This is a genomic window from Streptomyces sp. NPDC047853, assembly GCF_043204535.1.
In the GTDB taxonomy this organism is placed as follows: Bacteria; Actinomycetota; Actinomycetes; order Streptomycetales; family Streptomycetaceae; genus Streptomyces.
In genome coordinates, this window is the sequence record NZ_JBIDCI010000002.1 from 445,928 (window position 1) to 463,026 (window position 17,099).

Sequence of the window (17,099 nt, forward strand, 5' to 3'; positions counted from 1 at the left end):
CGGGTCATGCCTCCCCCAGCACCCTCTCCCGGCACTCCGCAGCCCCGTCACGGGGCCACGGCCGAGTTCCTGGCACGGGTGCCGAGACTGCTGGACGCGATGCGGTCGGTGGGCAGCGGACTGGAACTGCACTCCACCCTGCACCGGATCTGCGAGACCGCGGCCGACCTGGCGGATGCCCGGTACGCGGCCATCGGTGTCGTGGACGAGGACGGTGACGGCCTCGCGGCGTTCGTGCACCACGGCGTCGACGAGACGACCGCCCGACGGATCGGTCATCTGCCCGACGGCCGCAAAGGCCTGCTGGGCGCGCTCATCCGCGACCCGGCGCCGGTGCGGCTCACGGACCTGACCGACGATCCGCGCTCCTGCGGTTTCCCCGAGCACCACCCGCGGATGCGCGGCTTCCTCGGTGTGCCCATCCGCGTCCAGGGCGAGATCTTCGGCAACCTGTACCTGACCGACAAGCGGGCCGGAGTACCGTTCGACGACTACGACCTCGCCATGGTCCGGGTCCTGGCCACGGAGGCCGGCATCGCCATCGGCAACGCGCGGCTGTACGAGGCCGCCCAGCGGCGGGAGCGCTGGATCGACGGGTCGGTCGCCGTCACCACCGCCCTGCTGTCCGGCGGTGACGTCGATGAGGCCCTCCAGACCGTCGCCGAACAGGCACGCCGGTTGTCCGGAGCGGCGGCCGGCATCGTGCTGCTGCCGGCCGACGAGGGTGGCCTGGAGATCGTGGCCGTGTCGGCGGAGCATCCCGCGGACGTCCTGGGCAGGGTCATCCCGGCGGACAACGGCGTCGTCGGTGAACTCCTCGCCGGACGGTCCGTGTTCGTGGACGATGCCGCCACCGACCGGCGCCTGGAGGCCGGACCGGTACGCGCCTACGGGCCGATCATGCTGCTGCCCCTGTGCAGGGACGCCCGGGTGCTCGGCGCCCTCGTCATGCCCCGCGCCCGGGGCGAGCGCCCCTTCACGCGCACGGAGCGAGCGCTCGGCGAACGGTTCGCCTCACAGGCCGCGCTGGCGTTGATGATGGCCGACGCCCAGCGTGACCGGGAACGGCTCGCGGTGTACGAGGACCGCGACCGCATCGCGCGGGACCTGCACGATCTCGTCATCCAGCGGCTGTTCGCCACGGGGATGATGCTGGAGAGCGCTCGGCGCGGCTCCGCCGTCCCCGAGGTGCGTGACCGGGTGGGCGGGGCCGTGGACGAACTCGACGTCACCATCCAGGAGATCCGCTCGGCGATCTTCGCGCTGCGGCAGCCGGCCGATCCACCCGCCGGGCTGCGCACCCGAGTGCTGCGGGAGGTCGCCCTGGCCGCCGTGCCGCTGGGATTCACGCCCTCGCACCGTTTCGCCGGCCTGGTCGACACCGCTGTCGGCGAGGTGACCGGAAGGAACCTCATCGCGGCGTTGCGCGAGGCTCTGTCCAACGCGTTCCGGCACGCGCACGCCACCCGGATCGAGGTGGTCGTCGATGCTGCGGCGGTCCTGCCGGACGGCCGTCCGGGGGTGCGGCTGTCCGTCGCCGACGACGGGGTCGGGGTCCCGGAGGGCGGCCGGCGCAGCGGCCTGCACAATCTCGAGCGGCGTGCCGAGGCCGTCGGAGGGGTGAGCCGGCTGGGCCCGGGCATCGGCCGGGACGGAGGCGGCACGACGGTGCTGTGGGAGGCACCGTACTGAGCACTGCCGCCGTCGTGGTTGCCCCGGGTGCAGCAGGGCGCACTGCTCCGTGTGAGGTAACGGGTCCCCCGGTCGTACGAATCGCAGGAGGTCGCGCGCCGGCATCCGGTCCACGATCGCTGGCATGCGCTCACCTCGCCGCCATCCGCTGCTCGTTCCGGTGTTGCTGTGCGCGCTCGCCGTGCTCGCGGCCCGCCCCACCGACGCCCTGGACGGGGGCGGCGGCTCCGACACCGGTCTCGGCGCACAGGTGGCGCGGCTCTACGAGGACGCGGCCAGGGCCACCGAGCAGTACGAGGACGGGCGGCGCGAGGCGGAGGCGCAGCGGACGAAGGCGCTGGCGTACGAGAAGCGGCTCGACCGGCAGCGGCGGAGGATCGACTCCGTGCACGAGGATCTGGGCCGGATCGCCCGCGCCCAGTACCGCGAGGGCGGCGGGCTCCCTTACACCGCGCGGATGCTGCTCGCGGACGATCCGGACGAGCTGTTGCGAGGCCGTCGTGCCTTGTCCCGCGCTGATCAGGCCGTCGACAGGGCCATCGGCAAGAGCCTGCGGGCGGAGGCCCGGTTCGCCACGGACGAGGCCGAGGCGCGGGCGGCCTGGCGGGCCCTGGAGGAACGCAACGCACGGCTCGCCGAGCTGAAGCGCAGGATCGAGGGCAGGCTGGAGGCGGCCCGTTCGCGGCTGGAGGGGCAGGCGGATGCCTCGGTGGCGGCCGGCTCCTGTCCCGGCGCGGTCCGTCTCGACCAGCCCGACGCGCGGTCCAGCCGGTCCTGGGTCGCACCGGTGGAGACGTACGAGCTGTCGGCGTCCTTCGGCAGCGCCGGGGCGAGGTGGGCGAACCGGCACACCGGCCAGGACTTCGCGGTGCCGGTCGGGACTCCGGTGCGATCGGTCGGCACGGGCCGGGTGGTCACCGTGACGTGCGGCGGCGCCTTCGGAATGCAGGTCGTGGTCCAGCATGCGGGCGGCTACTACACCCAATACGCCCATCTCGCCGCCGTCGCCGTCGACCAGGGTGAGCGGGTCCGTCCCGGCCAGTGGCTCGGTCAGTCGGGCAGCACGGGGAACTCCACCGGCCCGCACCTGCATTTCGAGGTGCGGATCACTCCGGAGACGGGCTCGGCGCTCGACCCGGTCCCGTGGTTGGCGCGGCGCGGGGTGGCGCTCTGACGGGACGGGAAGGGGCCGCGGGGCGGTTACCGGGGAAGGTCCGCCAGGATCCGCTCGATCACGACCGCCACCCCGTCCTCGTTGTTGGCCACCGTCCGTCCCGAGGCGGCGGCGATCACGTCGGGATGCGCGTTGCCCATCGCGTACGACTGCCCTGCCCAGGTGAGCATCTCCACGTCGTTCGGCATGTCGCCGAAAGCGACGACCTCCTCGTGCGAGATGCCGCGCTCGGCACAGCACAGGGCGAGCGTGCTGGCCTTGGACACCTCCGGTCCGCTGATCTCCAGGAGGGCGCTGGGGCTGGAGCGGGTGACGTTGGCGCGGTCGCCGACGGCGAGGCGGGCCAGGGTGAGGAATCCGTCGGGGTCCAGCTCGGGGTGGAACGCGAGGATCTTGAGGATCGGCTCGGTGGCGGCGCGCCCGTCCGGCGCGAGGATCTCCTCAGCGGGCAGGAGGTCGTCGGGGACCTCCATGTGCAGCTTCGGGTAGGCCGGTTCCTGATGAAAGCCGTACGTCTGCTCGACGGCGTACACCGTGCCGGGCGCCGCCTCGCGCAGCAGCCGTACGACGTCCAGCGCGGTCTCCCGGGCCAGCTCCCGCACCTTGACGAACCGGTGGGTGCCGGGGCCGCCGTGCAGGTCGACCACGGCGGCGCCGTTGCCGCAGATGGCGAGGCCGTGTCCGTGGACATGGGCGCTGACGACGTCCATCCAGCGGGCGGGGCGGCCGGTGACGAAGAAGACCTCGATGCCCGCCTTCTCGGCGGCGGCCAGCGCGGCGACCGTGCGCGGGGAGACCGACTTGTCGTCGCGCAGCAGGGTGCCGTCGAGATCGGTGGCGATGAGTCGCGGGCGGGTGGCGGCGGTGGAGGGCTTCGGCTGTCGGGTCGCTGAGGTCACCGGCTCATTGTCACGCATATGCCTGCACGTCCGTGCGTGAGTCCGCACATCTGTGAGCCATGGCTCTCATCCCTTCAGCTGGGCCGGCGCCTCCATGGCGATCCGCTCGAAGACCTTCTCGTCCGCCGTGAAGTCGGAGTCCGGGATGGGCCAGTGGACGACCAGCTCCGTGAAGCCCAGGTCCCGGTGGCGTCCGGCGAAGTCGACGAAGGCGTCCACGGACTCCAGCGGGCGACTGCGGTCCGGTGTGAAGCCGGTGAGCAGGACCCTGTCGAGCTCGCCCGCCTCGCGGCCGATCGCGGCGCAGGCGTCGGCCAGCTTGTCGGCCTGTCCCCGCAGCGCCCGGTCCGACTGCTCGGGGGTGCCGTCCTCGTACAGCTTCGGGTCTCCGGTGGTCACCCAGGCCTGGCCGTGTCGCGCGGCGAGGCGCAGCCCGCGAGGCCCGGTCGCGGCGACCGCGAACGGCAGCCGGGGGCGCTGCACGCATCCCGGGATGTTGCGCGCCTCGTGCGCCGAATAGAAGTCACCCTCGTACGAGACGGCGTCCTCGGTCAGCAGCCGGTCGAGCAGCGGGAGGAACTCGGCGAGCCGGTCGGCTCGCTCACGCGGCGTCCACGGTTCCTGGCCGAGTGCGGTGGCGTCGAAACCGGTGCCGCCCGCTCCTATGCCGAGGGTGACCCGGCCGCCGGAGATGTCGTCCAGGGAGATCAGCTCCTTGGCGAGCGTCACCGGGTGCCGGAAGTTCGGCGAGGTCACCAGCGTGCCCAGGCGAAGCCGCTCGGTGACCGACGCGGCGGCGGTGAGCGTCGGCACGGCACCGAACCACGGGCCGTCCCGGAAGCTGCGCCAGGAAAGGTGGTCGTAGGTGTACGCGGTGTGGAAACCGAGCTGCTCGGCACGCGTCCAGGTCGAACGGCCGCCGTCGTGCCAGCGGCGGTACGGAAGGATCACGGTGCTCAGGCGCAGACTCATGTCTCCGAGCCTATGCGGAGCGGCCGCGTTTCACGTGAAACAGGGACGGGCGTCACCGTGGGTGACGGATCGGGAACGGGTGGAGGCCGTAGGAGTCCGCGGCCCCGCTGCGGTGGGCGGCGGGTCCGGTCGACGCCCCGATCGCACGGGATCAGTGCGGAGCGGGAAAGCGCAGATACCGAGGCGGCACGTGCTTCGTCAGCCAGACACCGTTCGCGCTGAGGTGGAATACGTGGCCGTCGCGATGCATGGCGGCGGTGTCCACCGTCAGCACGATCGGCCGGCCGCGTCGGGCACCGACCCGGGTCGCGGTCTCGCGGTCCGCCGAAAGGTGCACGTCGTGCCGGTCCATCGCCCTCAGCCCCTCGACGCGGATCGCGTCCAGGTGCCGGGCGACGGTCCCGTGGTAGAGGTGCGAGGGCGGGATCGCCGTGGCCAGTCCGAGGTCCACGTCGACGCTGTGGCCCTGACTCGCGCGGATGCGGGTGCCCTCGGTCGCGAAGCGCCGTTTGTCGTTGGTGGCGACCACGTGGTCGAGCTCTTCGCGGGTGAGGCGGAAACCGTGCGCGGCCGCGGCGGCGATCAGCGTGTCGATCTCGACCCATCCGCCGTCGTCGAGGACGAGCCCGATCCTCTCCGGCTGATGGCGCAGATGCTTGGACAGATACTTGGAGACCTTCACGGTGCGTCTGTCGTCCATGTGTTCCTGTGACATGAGGCCAGCCTGCCGACAGCGACGCACATCACGCGATCGATTTTGCCGTCGAGGTTTGATCCACAGCCAAGTGCGGTTATCCACAGGCTGGTTGGCCTCTCCTGTGGAAACTACAGCGGCGGCTGCACCCGAGCGAGGCGCCTCAACGCCCCCGGAAGGAAACGGGACACGAGGTGGGCGCCCCGCGCCTCCGGCGTCACCGGGACCACGGCCCGGTCGCGCACGACCGCGTCCAGGACGGCATCGGCCACCTTCTCCGGCGGATAGTTGCGCAGACGGTACAGCCGAGCCGTGCGCCGCTGCCGACGCCGCTCCTCGTCGGCGTCGACACCGGTGAAGCGTGCCGTCGAGGTGATGCCGGTGTTGACCAGACCGGGGCAGATCGCCGTGACGCCGATTCCCTGCCCGGCCAGCTCGGCGCGCAGGCATTCGCTCAGCATCAGCACGGCCGCCTTGGAGGTGCTGTAGGCCGGCAGGGCCCTGGAGGGCTGGAAGGCCGCGGCCGAGGCGATGTTGACGATGTGGCCGCCCTCTCCGCGCTCGGCCATCTGCCTGCCGAAGAGGCGGCAGCCGTGGATCACGCCCCACAGATTGATGTCGAGGACCTTCTTCCAGTCCTCCGGCGTGGTGTCGAAGAAGGAGCCCGACAGACCGATCCCGGCGTTGTTCACCAGGACGTCCACCACGCCGTGATCGGCGGCCACCTTGTCGGCGAGTTTCTCCATGGCCCGCTCGTCGGAGACGTCGGTGGTCTCCGCCCAGGCCGCCGTCGCGCCGATCAGGCGGGCCAGCTCCGCGGTGCGGGCGGCCGATTCGGGGTTCCGGTCGACGGCCACCACGCGCGCGCCGGACTCGGCGAACGCGAGCGCCGTGGCTCGGCCGATGCCGCTGCCCGCTCCGGTGACCAGCACCAACTGGCCGGCGAAGCGATCGGCGTGCGGTCCGTCCGCCGTGGTGGCGGGCCGCCCGCCGTCGACGGCGTCGACGAACTCCGTGATCCAGTCCGCCAGCCGGTCGGGCCGGGTGCGCGGCACCCAGTGCTTGGCGGGCAGCGTGCGGCGGGTCAGCCGTGGGGCCCACAGCTCCAGTCCGTCGTAGAGCCGTTCCGACAGGAACGCGTCGTCGAGGGGCGTGATGAGCTGCACGGGCGCGTGCGCGTAGGCGTCGTCGCGCGGCCGGCGCAGCCGGGGCCGTACGTTGTCGCGGTACAGCCAGGCCCCGTGCGCCGCGTCCGTGGGCAGGGACGGGGTCGGGTAGTCGCCGCCGGGCACCTTCTCGACGCGGCGGAGGATGCCCGGCCAGCGCTTGCCCAGGGGACCGCGCCAGGCCAGTTCCGGCAGTACGGGCGTATGCAGCAGGTAGACGTACCAGGACTTGGCCCCCTGGCCGAGCACCTGGCCGACGCGGCGCGGGGTGGGGCGCCTGAGGCGCTTGCCGATCCAGTGTCCGAAGTGGTCGAGGGACGGGCCGGACATGGAGGTGAAGGAGGCGACGCGGCCCTCGGTGCGCTGGACCGTGACGAACTCCCAGGACTGCACCGAGCCCCAGTCGTGGCCCACCAGATGCACGGGCCGGTCGGGGCTGACGGCGTCCGCCACCGCCAGGAAGTCGTCCGTCAGCTTCTCCAGCGTGAACCCGCCGCGCAGCGGGCTGGGCGCGGTGGACCGGCCATGGCCCCGCACGTCGTAGAGGACCACGTGGAAGCGGTCGGCGAGGCGGGCGGCCACCTCGGACCAGACCTCCTTGCTGTCCGGGTAGCCGTGGACCAGGACGACCGTGGGCCGCAGCGGGTCGCCCAGTTCGGCCACGCACAGCTCGACCCCGCCCGTGTGCACCCAGCGCTCGCGCGCGCCCTCCAGCACGGTCATTCCTCCTCCGCCCAGCGCCGCAACTGCGGCAGATCGTGGTCACCGCGGGGGCTGGTGCCCTCTGTCCCTTTGCCACCGGGCCCGTTCGCCACCGGTCTCCTCCGTCACCGGGCCCGCCCGGCGCGGGCCGCGGGCCGTGCAGCTCGCTCGTGACATGACCTGACGTCGCCGAATCTCCCAGTCGTTAGACCCGGCGTCAATAGGGAGGGGTGCGCGACGTCGTCCCCCGGGAGTGGCTCTCAGGTACGGGACCCCCTACGGGTCCGTACTACTCGAGTCTGACGTCAAGACGGCTCTGCGGTCTGACGACCTGAGTGGCGGGCGTCACTACTGTCGTCGATGTGACTGTGATCGCGACCGAAAGCCTGAGCAAGCGGTACCCACGGGTGACCGCGCTCGACCGGCTCTCCGTGGACGTCGGACCCGGTGTGACCGGACTCGTGGGCGCCAACGGCGCCGGCAAGTCCACCCTGATCAAGATCCTGCTGGGTCTGTCTCCCGCCACCGAGGGCCGGGCCGAAGTGCTCGGACTCGATGTCGCCACCAAGGGCGCCGACATCCGCGAGCGAGTCGGCTACATGCCGGAACACGACTGCCTGCCGCCCGACGTCTCGGCCACCGAGTTCGTCGTCCACATGGCGCGCATGTCCGGCCTGCCCCCTACCGCCGCGCGCGAACGGACGGCCGACACCCTGCGCCACGTCGGTCTGTACGAAGAGCGCTACCGGCCCATCGGGGGCTACTCGACCGGCATGAAGCAGCGCGTGAAGCTCGCGCAGGCCCTGGTCCACGACCCGCAGCTGGTCTTCCTCGACGAGCCGACCAACGGCCTCGACCCGGTCGGCCGCGACGAGATGCTCGGCCTCATCCGCCGCATCCACACCGACTTCGGCATCTCCGTCCTGGTCACCTCGCACCTCCTGGGCGAGCTGGAACGCACCTGCGACCACGTGGTCGTCGTGGACGGCGGCAAGCTGCTGCGTTCCAGTTCCACCACGGACTTCACCCAGACCACCACGACCCTCGCGATCGAGGTCACCGACACCGACGCGCACCCCGACGGCACCCGCGCCGTGCGCGACGCGCTCCACGCGCGCGGGGTGACGGCCCAGGACGGCAGCGGCCTGCCCGGCGCCGGCCACGTCCTGCTGCTCACCGCGGCGGGCGAGGAGACCTACGACCTGGTCCGGGACGTCATCGCCGACCTGGGCATCGGCCTGGTGCGGATGGAGCAGCGCCGGCACCACATCTCGGAAGTCTTCACGGACACCGACGCGGAACGGAAGGAGGCGGTCGGCCATGGCAACTGAGCAGCCCCTGCAGGCACCGGTCACGGTGCCGGTTGACCAGACCCGCATCCACAACATCGGCTACCGCAGCTACGACGGCCCCCGCCTCGGCCGCGCCTACGCCCGCCGCTCGCTGTACTCGCAGTCCCTGCGCGGCGCCTACGGACTCGGCCGCTCGGCCAAGTCCAAGGTGCTGCCGATGCTGTTGCTGGCGGTGATGTGCCTGGTCGCGGGCATCCTGGTCGCCGTCTCCGTCGTCACCAAGGCGAACGACCTGCCCCTCGACTACACGCGCTACGCGGTCGTCCTCCAGGCGGTCATCAGCCTCTACGTCGCCTCGCAGGCCCCCCAGTCCGTCTCCCGCGACCTGCGCTTCAAGACCGTGCCGCTGTACTTCTCACGGCCGATCGAGACCTCCGACTACGTCCGCGCCAAGTACGCGTCGCTGGCCTCGGCCCTGTTCATCCTGACCGCCGCACCCCTGCTGGTGCTGTACGTGGGCGCGCTGCTAGCCAAACTCGACTTCGCCGACCAGACCAAGGGTTTCGCACAAGGACTCGTCTCCGTGGCACTGCTCTCGCTGCTCTTCGCCGGCCTCGGACTGGTCGTCGCGTCGGTCACCCCGCGCCGAGGGTTCGGCATCGCGGCCGTCATCGCCGTCCTGACCATCACCTACGGCGCGGTCTCCACGCTCCAGGCCATCGCGGACGTCCAGGGCAGTTCCGGAGCCGTCGCATGGATCGGCCTGTTCTCGCCCATCACCCTCATCGACGGCGTGCAGTCCGCCTTCCTCGGCGCCACCTCGTCGTTCCCCGGCGGAGTGGGCCCGAGCAGCGGCGAAGGCGCGGTCTACGTCCTCGTCACCCTGGGCCTGATCGCCGGCGCCTACGGACTGCTGGTGCGCCGCTACTCGAAGGTGGGACTGTGACCACGCTGAACATCGACCACGTCTCCCGCTGGTTCGGCAACGTGGTCGCCGTCAACGACATCACGATGACGATCGGCCCCGGAGTCACCGGACTCCTCGGCCCCAACGGCGCGGGCAAGTCCACCCTCATCAACATGATGGGCGGCTTCCTCGCCCCCTCCACCGGCAGCGTCACCCTCGACGGCCAACCGGTCTGGCGCAACGAGGCGATCTACCGGCACATCGGCGTCGTGCCCGAACGCGAGTCGATGTACGACTTCCTCACCGGCCGCGAGTTCGTCCTCGCCAACGCCAGACTGCACGGTCTGGGCGACAAGGCGGCCCAGGAGGCCCTCGCCACCGTGCAGATGGAGTACGCGCAGGACCGGAAGATCGCCACGTATTCCAAGGGCATGCGGCAGCGCGTGAAAATGGCCAGCGCCCTCGTGCACAATCCGTCGCTGCTCCTGCTCGACGAGCCGTTCAACGGCATGGACCCCCGCCAGCGCATGCAGCTGATGGACCTGCTGCGGCGGATGGGCGACGAGGGCCGCACGGTGCTGTTCTCCTCGCACATCCTCGAAGAGGTCGAGCAACTCGCCTGGCACATCGAGGTCATCGTCGCCGGACGGCACGCGGCCAGTGGCGACTTCCGGAAGATCCGCCGCCTGATGACCGACCGGCCGCATCGCTACCTGGTGCGTTCCAGCGACGACCGCGCCCTCGCGGCGGCGTTGATCGCGGACCCGTCGACGTCCGGCATCGAGGTCGATCTCGCCGAGGGCGCCCTGCGCATCCAGGCCGTCGACTTCGGCCGGTTCACGGCCCTGCTGCCGAAGGTCGCCCGCGACCACGGCATCCGGTTGCTCACGGTCTCGCCGTCCGACGAGTCGCTCGAGTCCGTCTTCTCGTATCTCGTCGCGGCGTAGGAGGCCGAAGAATGTACGACCCCACAGTCGCCAGGCTCACCTACCGAGCCCTGCTCGGCCGTCGCCGGGCCCTCATCCTGGGCGTGCTGCCCCTGCTGCTGCTCGTCATCGCCGTGGCGGTGCGCGCCCTCGCCGGAGCCGACGACCAGACGGCGGCGGACGTGCTGGGCGGGTTCGCCCTCGCCACCATGGTGCCGATCATCGGTGTCATCGCAGGCACCGGCGCCATCGGCCCCGAGATCGACGACGGCTCGGTGGTGTACCTGCTGTCCAAGCCGATCAAGCGGCCGACGATCGTCTTCACCAAGCTGATCGTCGCCATAGCGGTGACGATGGTCTTCTCCGCCGTGCCGACCCTGCTGGCCGGCCTGATCCTCAACGGCAACGGCCAGCAGATCGCCGTCGCCTACACCGTCGCCGCGCTGGTCGCCTCCATCGCCTACGCCGCGCTCTTCCTGCTCCTGGGCACCGTGTCCCGGCACGCGGTGGTCTTCGGGCTCGTCTACGCGCTCGTCTGGGAGGCGCTGTTCGGCTCCCTGGTACCCGGTGCCCGCACCCTGAGCGTCCAGCAGTGGTCGCTGGCCGTGGCCCAGAAGGTCGCCGACGGGAACCTGGTGACCTCCGACGTCGGCCTGCTGACGGCGACGGTGCTGCTGGCCGGGGTCACCGTGCTCGCCACCTGGTACGCCGGCCAGAAGCTGCGGACGCTGACGCTCGCCGGGGAGGAGTGACCGGCCCCCGGTCCTGACGGGGCCTTCACCCCGGCCCGGGCACACTGGGCCGGGGACGCCCGCGGAAGAACGCCACGCGGACACGCCGCGCGGGACCCATCGTGCAGGACACGGCGACGCAGGGCCGGGAGGACCGGGATGGCGGGCCAGACACCTCAGCAGGACGGCCGCGGAGAACCGGAGGATGGGTCCCGGGACACCACCGGGGGCGGTACGGGGACCGGCGCCGGTGACGACACCTGGGATGACACCTGGGACGACCTCGTCCTGGACGACGAGTTCGTCCGCGGCGCAGGGACCTCCGAGCCGTCGGCACGCGCCCGCATGCTCGCCGCCCGCTGGCGCCGTGAGAAACCGGAGCCGCAGCCGTGGCGTTCCGACGAGGAGCCCGCCGGATGGTTCTTCAGCAAGGGACGGCGCCGCAGGTGGCGCAGACGGTAGGCGGCGTACGTCCGGTTTTAATCGGTGGCGCCCCGCTTTCCGTACCGGCACTGTGGTGCCTGCACGAGGCCGGGCGGCGCCGGCGCATCGGGCGGCCGCTTCGAGCACGCGAGACGCCTCGCGTGGGCCGACCGACGGGGACGTCGGCGCCGCCCGGACCGTGCGACGAGAGCCGCGACCGCGCGCTCGCCGACTTCAGCGCGGGGCGAGCGGGGCGAGCGGACCCGAAGCCGTGACGCCGCGATCACACCCAGCCCCGAGCAGACTCGGACCGGGCGGACTCGGACGCGTCGGACTCGTGCCGGGCAGGAGCAGACGCGTCGGACTCAGGTGCGTAGGGCTCAGGTGGGGCGGGATCAGGCGCGTAGGGCTCAGGCCGCCAAGCGTTCCAGTACCACCGCGATGCCGTCCTCGTCGTTCGAGGACGTCACCTCGTCGGCCACCGCCTTCAGTTCGGCGTGGGCGTTGGCCATCGCCACACCCCGGGCGGCCCAGCCGAACATCGGTACGTCGTTGGGCATGTCACCGAACGCGATCGTGTCCGCGGCCTTCAGACCGAGTCGGCGTGCCGCCAGCGACAGGCCGGTGGCCTTGGACAGGCCGAGGGGGAGCAGCTCGACGATGCCGGCGCCGGCCATGACGACCGTGACGAAGCCGCCCGCGGTGCGCCGGGCAGCCTCGGCCAGTTCGTCGTCGGACAGCGTCGGATGCTGGATGTAGATCTTGTTGAGCGGCGCCGACCACAGGTCCGAGGCGTCGGTGAAGGGCACCGCCGGCAGATCGCCCCCGACCGCGTAGCCCGGGCCGACCAGGACGTCGCCGTCCAGTCCGTCGCGGCTCGCCGCCAGGTACAGCGGACCGGTCTCCGCCTCGATCTTGGCCAGTGCCACCCCGGCCAGCTGGCGGTCCAGCGTGACCGAGGTCAGCAGGCGGTGCTCTCCGGCGTGGTACACCTGGGCGCCCTGTCCGCAGACGGCCAGGCCGTTGTAGCCGAGGTCGTCGAGGATGTGCCGGGTCCACGGGACCGCGCGGCCGGTGACCACGATGTGGGCGGCGCCGGCCTCGGTGGCCGCGGCCAGCGCGTCCCGGGTGCGGCGCGAGATCGTGTCGTCACTGCGCAGCAGCGTGCCGTCGAGGTCGGTCGCGACCAGGCGGTACGGGAAGCCGGCGGCGGAACCGGTGCCGGGACCCGTGGCGGAGGCGGTGTCGGTCACTTCGCCACCGGTTCCAGGACCTCTCGGCCGCCCAGGTACGGGCGCAGCACCTCGGGCACGCGCACCGAACCGTCGGCCTGCTGGTGGTTCTCCAGGATCGCCACGATCGTGCGCGGTACGGCGCACAGCGTGCCGTTCAGCGTGGCCAGCGGACGCACCTTCTTGTCCTCGCGGACACGGATGGACAGCCGGCGCGACTGGAACTCGGTGCAGTCCGAGGTCGAGGTCAGCTCTCGGTACTTGCCCTGGGTCGGGATCCAGGCCTCGCAGTCGTACTTGCGGGCGGCCGAGGAGCCCAGGTCGGCCGAGGCGACGTCGATGACCCGGAACGGCAGCTCCAGCGAGGTCAGCCACTGCTTCTCCCACTCCAGCAGGCGCTGGTGCTCCGCCTGCGAGTCCTCGGGGAGGACGTAGGAGAACATCTCGACCTTGTCGAACTGGTGGACGCGGAAGATGCCCCGGGTGTCCTTGCCGTGCGAGCCCGCCTCGCGGCGGAAGCAGGGGGAGAAGCCGGCGTAGCGCAGCGGCAGGCGGTCGGCGTCCAGGATCTCGTCCATGTGGTACGCGGCGAGCGGTACCTCGGACGTGCCGACCAGGTACAGGTCGTCCTTGTCGAGGTGGTAGACGTCCTGGGCGGCCTGGCCCAGGAAGCCGGTACCGGCCATCGACTGCGGGCGGACCAGCGCCGGCGTCAGCATCGGCGTGAAGCCGGCCGCCGTGGCCTGGGCGATCGCCGCGTTGACCAGGGCGAGCTCCAGCAGCGCACCGACGCCGGTGAGGAAGTAGAAGCGCGAGCCGGAGACCTTGGCGCCGCGCTCCACGTCGATGGCGCCGAGCAGCTGGCCGAGCTCCAGGTGGTCCCGGGGCTCGAAGCCCTCGGCGGCGAAGTCCCGGTGCGTGCCGTGCGTCTCCAGGGTGACGAAGTCCTCCTCGCCGCCGACGGGAACGTCGGGGTGGACGAGGTTGCCCAGCCGCTGGAGCAGCTCCTGGGTCTCGGCGTCGGCGGCGTCGCGCTCGGCGTCGGCCGCCTTGACGTCGGCGGCGAGCTGGCTCGCCCGCTTCAGCAGCTCGGCCTTCTCGTCCCCGGAGGCCTTGCCGATGAGCTTGCCGAGGCCCTTCTGCTCGTTGCGCAGCTCGTCGAAGCGGACGCCGGACGACCTGCGCCGCTCGTCGGCAGACAGGAGGGAGTCGACGAGCGCGACATCCTCTCCACGGGCGCGCTGCGACGCGCGCACACGGTCGGGGTCCTCACGGAGCAGGCGAAGGTCAATCACATGCTCAAGGCTACCGGTGTGTGGTGACGGCTCTCGACTCACTATCGCCGATCGCGGTTCTCACGTTCCGTAATGGGGCAATTGTGCGTTGTGCTCCTTGTGTCTCACCTGGTCAAGGAAAACGGCCGAGGTCCCTGGAACGAGGCAGTCGTCGGAGCTCGGTTGACCGGATTCCCTTGTGTGCAAGGGGACTTGGCGGAGCCACTGTCCACAGGGATCCGCGATCGGGAAAAGTTATCCACAGGCTGTGCGAAAGATCTGTGGACTCCACGGAAGTGGCCGTTCCTCATCGTGGAGGCGGGTACTCCAAACCCTCCCCGCCCTCACTTTCGAGTGGAAACGGGACGCTCGGCGTCACTCCGGAGGATGGCGGGCAAGTAACAGGTGGACGAAGGGTGTCCTGGGCGCCTGTGGAGGGGCAAAGAGGTCGAAGGCGGATTTGTCGACTGAATCCCCCCGTGTTGTCGACTTGTCCCCAGGTCGAGAAGCAGACCTGTGGATAACTTCTGTGGATAACGAAAATCAGCAGGTATCACCGGCCGATCACAGCCGTCGGAACCGGCCGATCGCAATCACCAGGGGACCGGGCCGATCACAGCCCACGGAAGCGCCCGCTCGCAGGGCTGCTCGCAGCCGTCAGAACCGGCCGTCCTGGCAGCGCGCCACCCAGTCCGCCGCCGCCACGAAGTCCTCGTCCGAGGTGCCCGGCCGCAGCGCGTCCACATCCGCCGCCTCGACCTCCGCCCGCGGGTACGACCCGAGGTAGCGCACCTGGAGGCACGTCCGCTTCAGGCCCATCAGAGCATCGGCGACCCGGCGGTCGGAGATGTGCCCCTCGGCGTCGATGCAGAAGCAGTAGTGACCGATACCGGCACCGGTGGGCCGGGACTGGAGCAGCATCAGGTTGATGCCCCGGGTGGCGAACTCGCCGAGCAGGTCGCGCAGGCCACCGGGATGGTCGTCGCGCTGCCAGAGCACGACGGAGGTCTTGTCCGCACCGGTCGGTGCGGCGGGCCTGGCGGGCCGGCCCACCAGAACGAACCGGGTCTGGGCGTTCTCCGCGTCGTGGATGTCGGCTTCGAGGACTTCCAGGCCGTAGCGCTCCGCGGCGAACTCGCCGGCGAAGGCCGCGTCGTACCGCCCCTCCTGCACCAGGCGCGCGCCGTCCGCGTTGGAGGCCGCCGACTCCCACGCGACGTCGGGGAGGTGCGCCTTGAGCCAGTTGCGGACCTGGGGCTGGGCGGCCGGGTGGGCGGTGACCGTCTTGATCTCCGACAGCTTGGTGCCGGGGCGGACCAGCAGGGCGAAGGTGATGGACAGCAGCACCTCGCGGTAGATCATCAACGGCTGGCCGGCGACCAGCTCGTCGAGGGTGGTGGTGATGCCGCCCTCGACGGAGTTCTCGATCGGCACGAACGCGGCCTCGGCCTCGCCGGTGCGCACCGCGTCGAGCGCGGACTGGACGGACACGTACGGGACCAACTCGCGGGTCGCCGTCTCCGGAAGTGTGCGCAGGGCGACTTCGGTGAAGGTGCCTTCAGGGCCGAGATACGCGTAACTGGCTGGCATGTCCTCACCCTAATGGGCCCGGGGAGAGCGGGCTCACGCGTCTCGCGCACGCCCTCCCCCGGGGTGATTCCGGGCCGGATTCACCCCTCCAGAAGGCGCTGCCCCACGTACTCTCCCTCCGCCGCACCGCCCGGGACGGCGAAGAGCCCGCTCGCCTCGTGCCGGATGAACGGCGACAGGGCGTCCCCCCGGTCCAGCTTGCGCTGCACCGGCACGAAGCCGCGCAGGGGGTCCGCCTGCCAGCAGACGAAGAGCAGGCCCGCGTCGGGTACGCCGTCGGCGTCGAATCCGTCGTGGTACGAGAAGGGGCGGCGGACCATGGCCGCGCCGCCGTTCTGGTCGGGGCGCGTGATGCGGGCATGGGCGTTGATCGGCACGACCAGGTTCCCGTTCCGGTCCGTCTTCTCCAGGTCCATCTCGGTCGCCTCAGTGCCCCCGGACAGGGGCGCACCGTCGGACTTGCGGCGCCCGATGACGTCCTCCTGGGCCTTGGCCGAGAGCTGCTCCCAGTCGTCGAGGAGCATCCGGATGCGGCGTACGACGGCGTAGGAGCCGTTCGCCATCCACGCCTGCTCGGGGTTTCCGGGCTGTCCCGTCCGGCCGGGCTGTCCGGGGACGAAGATCCGCTCGTCGAAGTCGGGCTCGTCCGGTTTCGGGTTGCGGGTGCCGTCGACCTGGCCCATCAGGTTGCGGGTCGTCATGGGACGGGCGGTGGCGCCGGGCGAGCGGTTGAAGCCGTTCATCTGCCAGCGGACGCGGGCGGCCGAGCCGGCGTCACGCTGGATCGCACGCAGGGCGTGGAAGGCCACCAGGGCGTCGTCGGCGCCGATCTGCACCCAGAGATCGCCGTTGCTGCGGTTCTTGTCGAGGTGATCGGAGGAGAAGTCGGGCAGCGGGTCGAGGGCGACCGGACGCTGCTTCTCCAGGCCGGTCCGGCCGAAGAAGCTGTGCCCGAATCCGAAGGTGACGGTCAGCGAGGAGGGCCCCGCGTCACGGGCCACGTCCGTGTCACGGGTTCCGGCCGGTTCGCCCGCCATCAGGCGCCGTGCGGTGTCGGACCAGCGGCGCAGCAGCGCGGCGGCCTCCTTGCGGCCGGCGCCCGCCGTCAGGTCGAACGCGACGAGGTGGCCGCAGGCCTGCGTCGGCGTGGTGATGCCGGGCTGATGTTTCCCGTGAAACATCACCTCCTCGCTGCCCAACGAAGTGAGCGGCGTGGCCGCGGAGGAAGGAGCGGCGGCGTATCCCGCGGCGGCGCCCGCCGTGCCGAGCACGAGCCCGGTGGCACCGGCGGTGCCGAGCAGCCGCCGCCGGGAGATGCCGTCGCGGGGAGTCGTGTTCGCGGAGTCGAGGGACTCGGGCCCGCCGGGCGCCTCGCGGGGCGCGCCGGGGGCTCGGGTCTCCGGGGTGGACTGGTCAGCCATGGTG

15 protein-coding genes are annotated in these 17,099 nt (G+C 71.4%); 7 read left to right on the forward strand and 8 right to left on the reverse strand.

Annotated features, from left to right (window positions below):
- Positions 1–6: 6 nt before the first annotated feature.
- Together ACGF5T_RS06000 and ACGF5T_RS06005 are read left to right on the forward strand one after the other, a co-directional pair.
- The gene (locus ACGF5T_RS06000; RefSeq protein WP_366768343.1) at positions 7–1,692 is read left to right on the forward strand and encodes a GAF domain-containing protein; all 1,686 of its coding nucleotides are present in this window, start codon (positions 7–9) and stop codon (positions 1,690–1,692) included.
- Between the two features lie 124 nt (positions 1,693–1,816).
- Entirely contained in the window at positions 1,817–2,866 is a 1,050-nt protein-coding gene (locus tag ACGF5T_RS06005; protein ID WP_366768344.1) for a peptidoglycan DD-metalloendopeptidase family protein, read from the forward strand.
- Between the two features lie 26 nt (positions 2,867–2,892).
- Here the strand turns inward: ACGF5T_RS06005 and ACGF5T_RS06010 are convergent, their stop codons facing one another.
- From ACGF5T_RS06010 to ACGF5T_RS06025, 4 genes are all read right to left on the reverse strand, one after another.
- A complete protein-coding gene (locus ACGF5T_RS06010) occupies positions 2,893–3,783 on the reverse strand; it encodes a Cof-type HAD-IIB family hydrolase (protein WP_356602723.1) in 891 nt (296 codons plus the stop codon).
- A 48-nt stretch (positions 3,784–3,831) separates the two neighbouring features.
- Positions 3,832–4,737, reverse strand: a complete 906-nt coding sequence (locus ACGF5T_RS06015) for an LLM class flavin-dependent oxidoreductase (RefSeq protein WP_356602725.1) — start codon at positions 4,735–4,737, stop codon at positions 3,832–3,834.
- Positions 4,738–4,888: 151 nt separating this feature from the next.
- Complete coding sequence (locus tag ACGF5T_RS06020) at positions 4,889–5,437, reverse strand: RNA 2'-phosphotransferase (protein ID WP_366768345.1); 549 nt, start codon at positions 5,435–5,437, stop codon at positions 4,889–4,891.
- Positions 5,438–5,562: 125 nt separating this feature from the next.
- Positions 5,563–7,320 (reverse strand): SDR family oxidoreductase, encoded by a 1,758-nt coding sequence (locus tag ACGF5T_RS06025; protein ID WP_366768346.1) that lies wholly within the window; start codon positions 7,318–7,320, stop codon positions 5,563–5,565.
- A gap of 347 nt (positions 7,321–7,667) precedes the next feature.
- On the opposite strand from ACGF5T_RS06025, the gene ACGF5T_RS06030 reads away from it, so the two are divergent.
- The 5 genes from ACGF5T_RS06030 to ACGF5T_RS06050 all read left to right on the forward strand — a co-directional run bounded on the left by ACGF5T_RS06030 (position 7,668) and on the right by ACGF5T_RS06050 (position 11,617).
- Positions 7,668–8,630, forward strand: a complete 963-nt coding sequence (locus tag ACGF5T_RS06030) for an ABC transporter ATP-binding protein (protein ID WP_366768362.1) — start codon at positions 7,668–7,670, stop codon at positions 8,628–8,630.
- Positions 8,620–9,537 (forward strand): ABC transporter permease, encoded by a 918-nt coding sequence (locus tag ACGF5T_RS06035; RefSeq protein ID WP_356602731.1) that lies wholly within the window; start codon positions 8,620–8,622, stop codon positions 9,535–9,537. The genes ACGF5T_RS06030 and ACGF5T_RS06035 overlap by 11 nt, the downstream gene beginning before the upstream one ends.
- The gene (locus tag ACGF5T_RS06040; RefSeq protein WP_366768347.1) at positions 9,534–10,445 is read left to right on the forward strand and encodes an ABC transporter ATP-binding protein; all 912 of its coding nucleotides are present in this window, start codon (positions 9,534–9,536) and stop codon (positions 10,443–10,445) included. The genes ACGF5T_RS06035 and ACGF5T_RS06040 overlap by 4 nt, the downstream gene beginning before the upstream one ends.
- A gap of 11 nt (positions 10,446–10,456) precedes the next feature.
- Positions 10,457–11,176, forward strand: a complete 720-nt coding sequence (locus tag ACGF5T_RS06045) for an ABC transporter permease (RefSeq protein WP_356602735.1) — start codon at positions 10,457–10,459, stop codon at positions 11,174–11,176.
- A 138-nt stretch (positions 11,177–11,314) separates the two neighbouring features.
- Entirely contained in the window at positions 11,315–11,617 is a 303-nt protein-coding gene (locus ACGF5T_RS06050) for a hypothetical protein (protein ID WP_366768348.1), read from the forward strand.
- Between the two features lie 371 nt (positions 11,618–11,988).
- On the opposite strand, the gene ACGF5T_RS06055 is transcribed toward ACGF5T_RS06050, so the two are convergent.
- The 4 genes from ACGF5T_RS06055 to efeB all read right to left on the reverse strand — a co-directional run bounded on the left by ACGF5T_RS06055 (position 11,989) and on the right by efeB (position 17,095).
- Positions 11,989–12,831: an HAD family hydrolase gene (locus ACGF5T_RS06055; protein WP_356602739.1), complete on the reverse strand. Its 843-nt coding sequence runs from the start codon at positions 12,829–12,831 to the stop codon at positions 11,989–11,991.
- Positions 12,828–14,105, reverse strand: a complete 1,278-nt coding sequence (gene serS / locus ACGF5T_RS06060) for a serine--tRNA ligase (RefSeq protein ID WP_356602741.1) — start codon at positions 14,103–14,105, stop codon at positions 12,828–12,830. Before serS ends, ACGF5T_RS06055 begins: the two co-directional genes overlap by 4 nt.
- 636 nt (positions 14,106–14,741) lie before the next feature.
- Positions 14,742–15,674, reverse strand: coding sequence for a prephenate dehydratase (pheA, locus tag ACGF5T_RS06065; protein WP_356602743.1), 933 nt, complete (start codon positions 15,672–15,674; stop codon positions 14,742–14,744).
- Positions 15,675–15,754: 80 nt separating this feature from the next.
- A complete protein-coding gene (gene efeB / locus ACGF5T_RS06070; protein WP_366768349.1) occupies positions 15,755–17,095 on the reverse strand; it encodes an iron uptake transporter deferrochelatase/peroxidase subunit in 1,341 nt (446 codons plus the stop codon).
- Between the last annotated feature and the right edge of the window lie 4 nt (positions 17,096–17,099).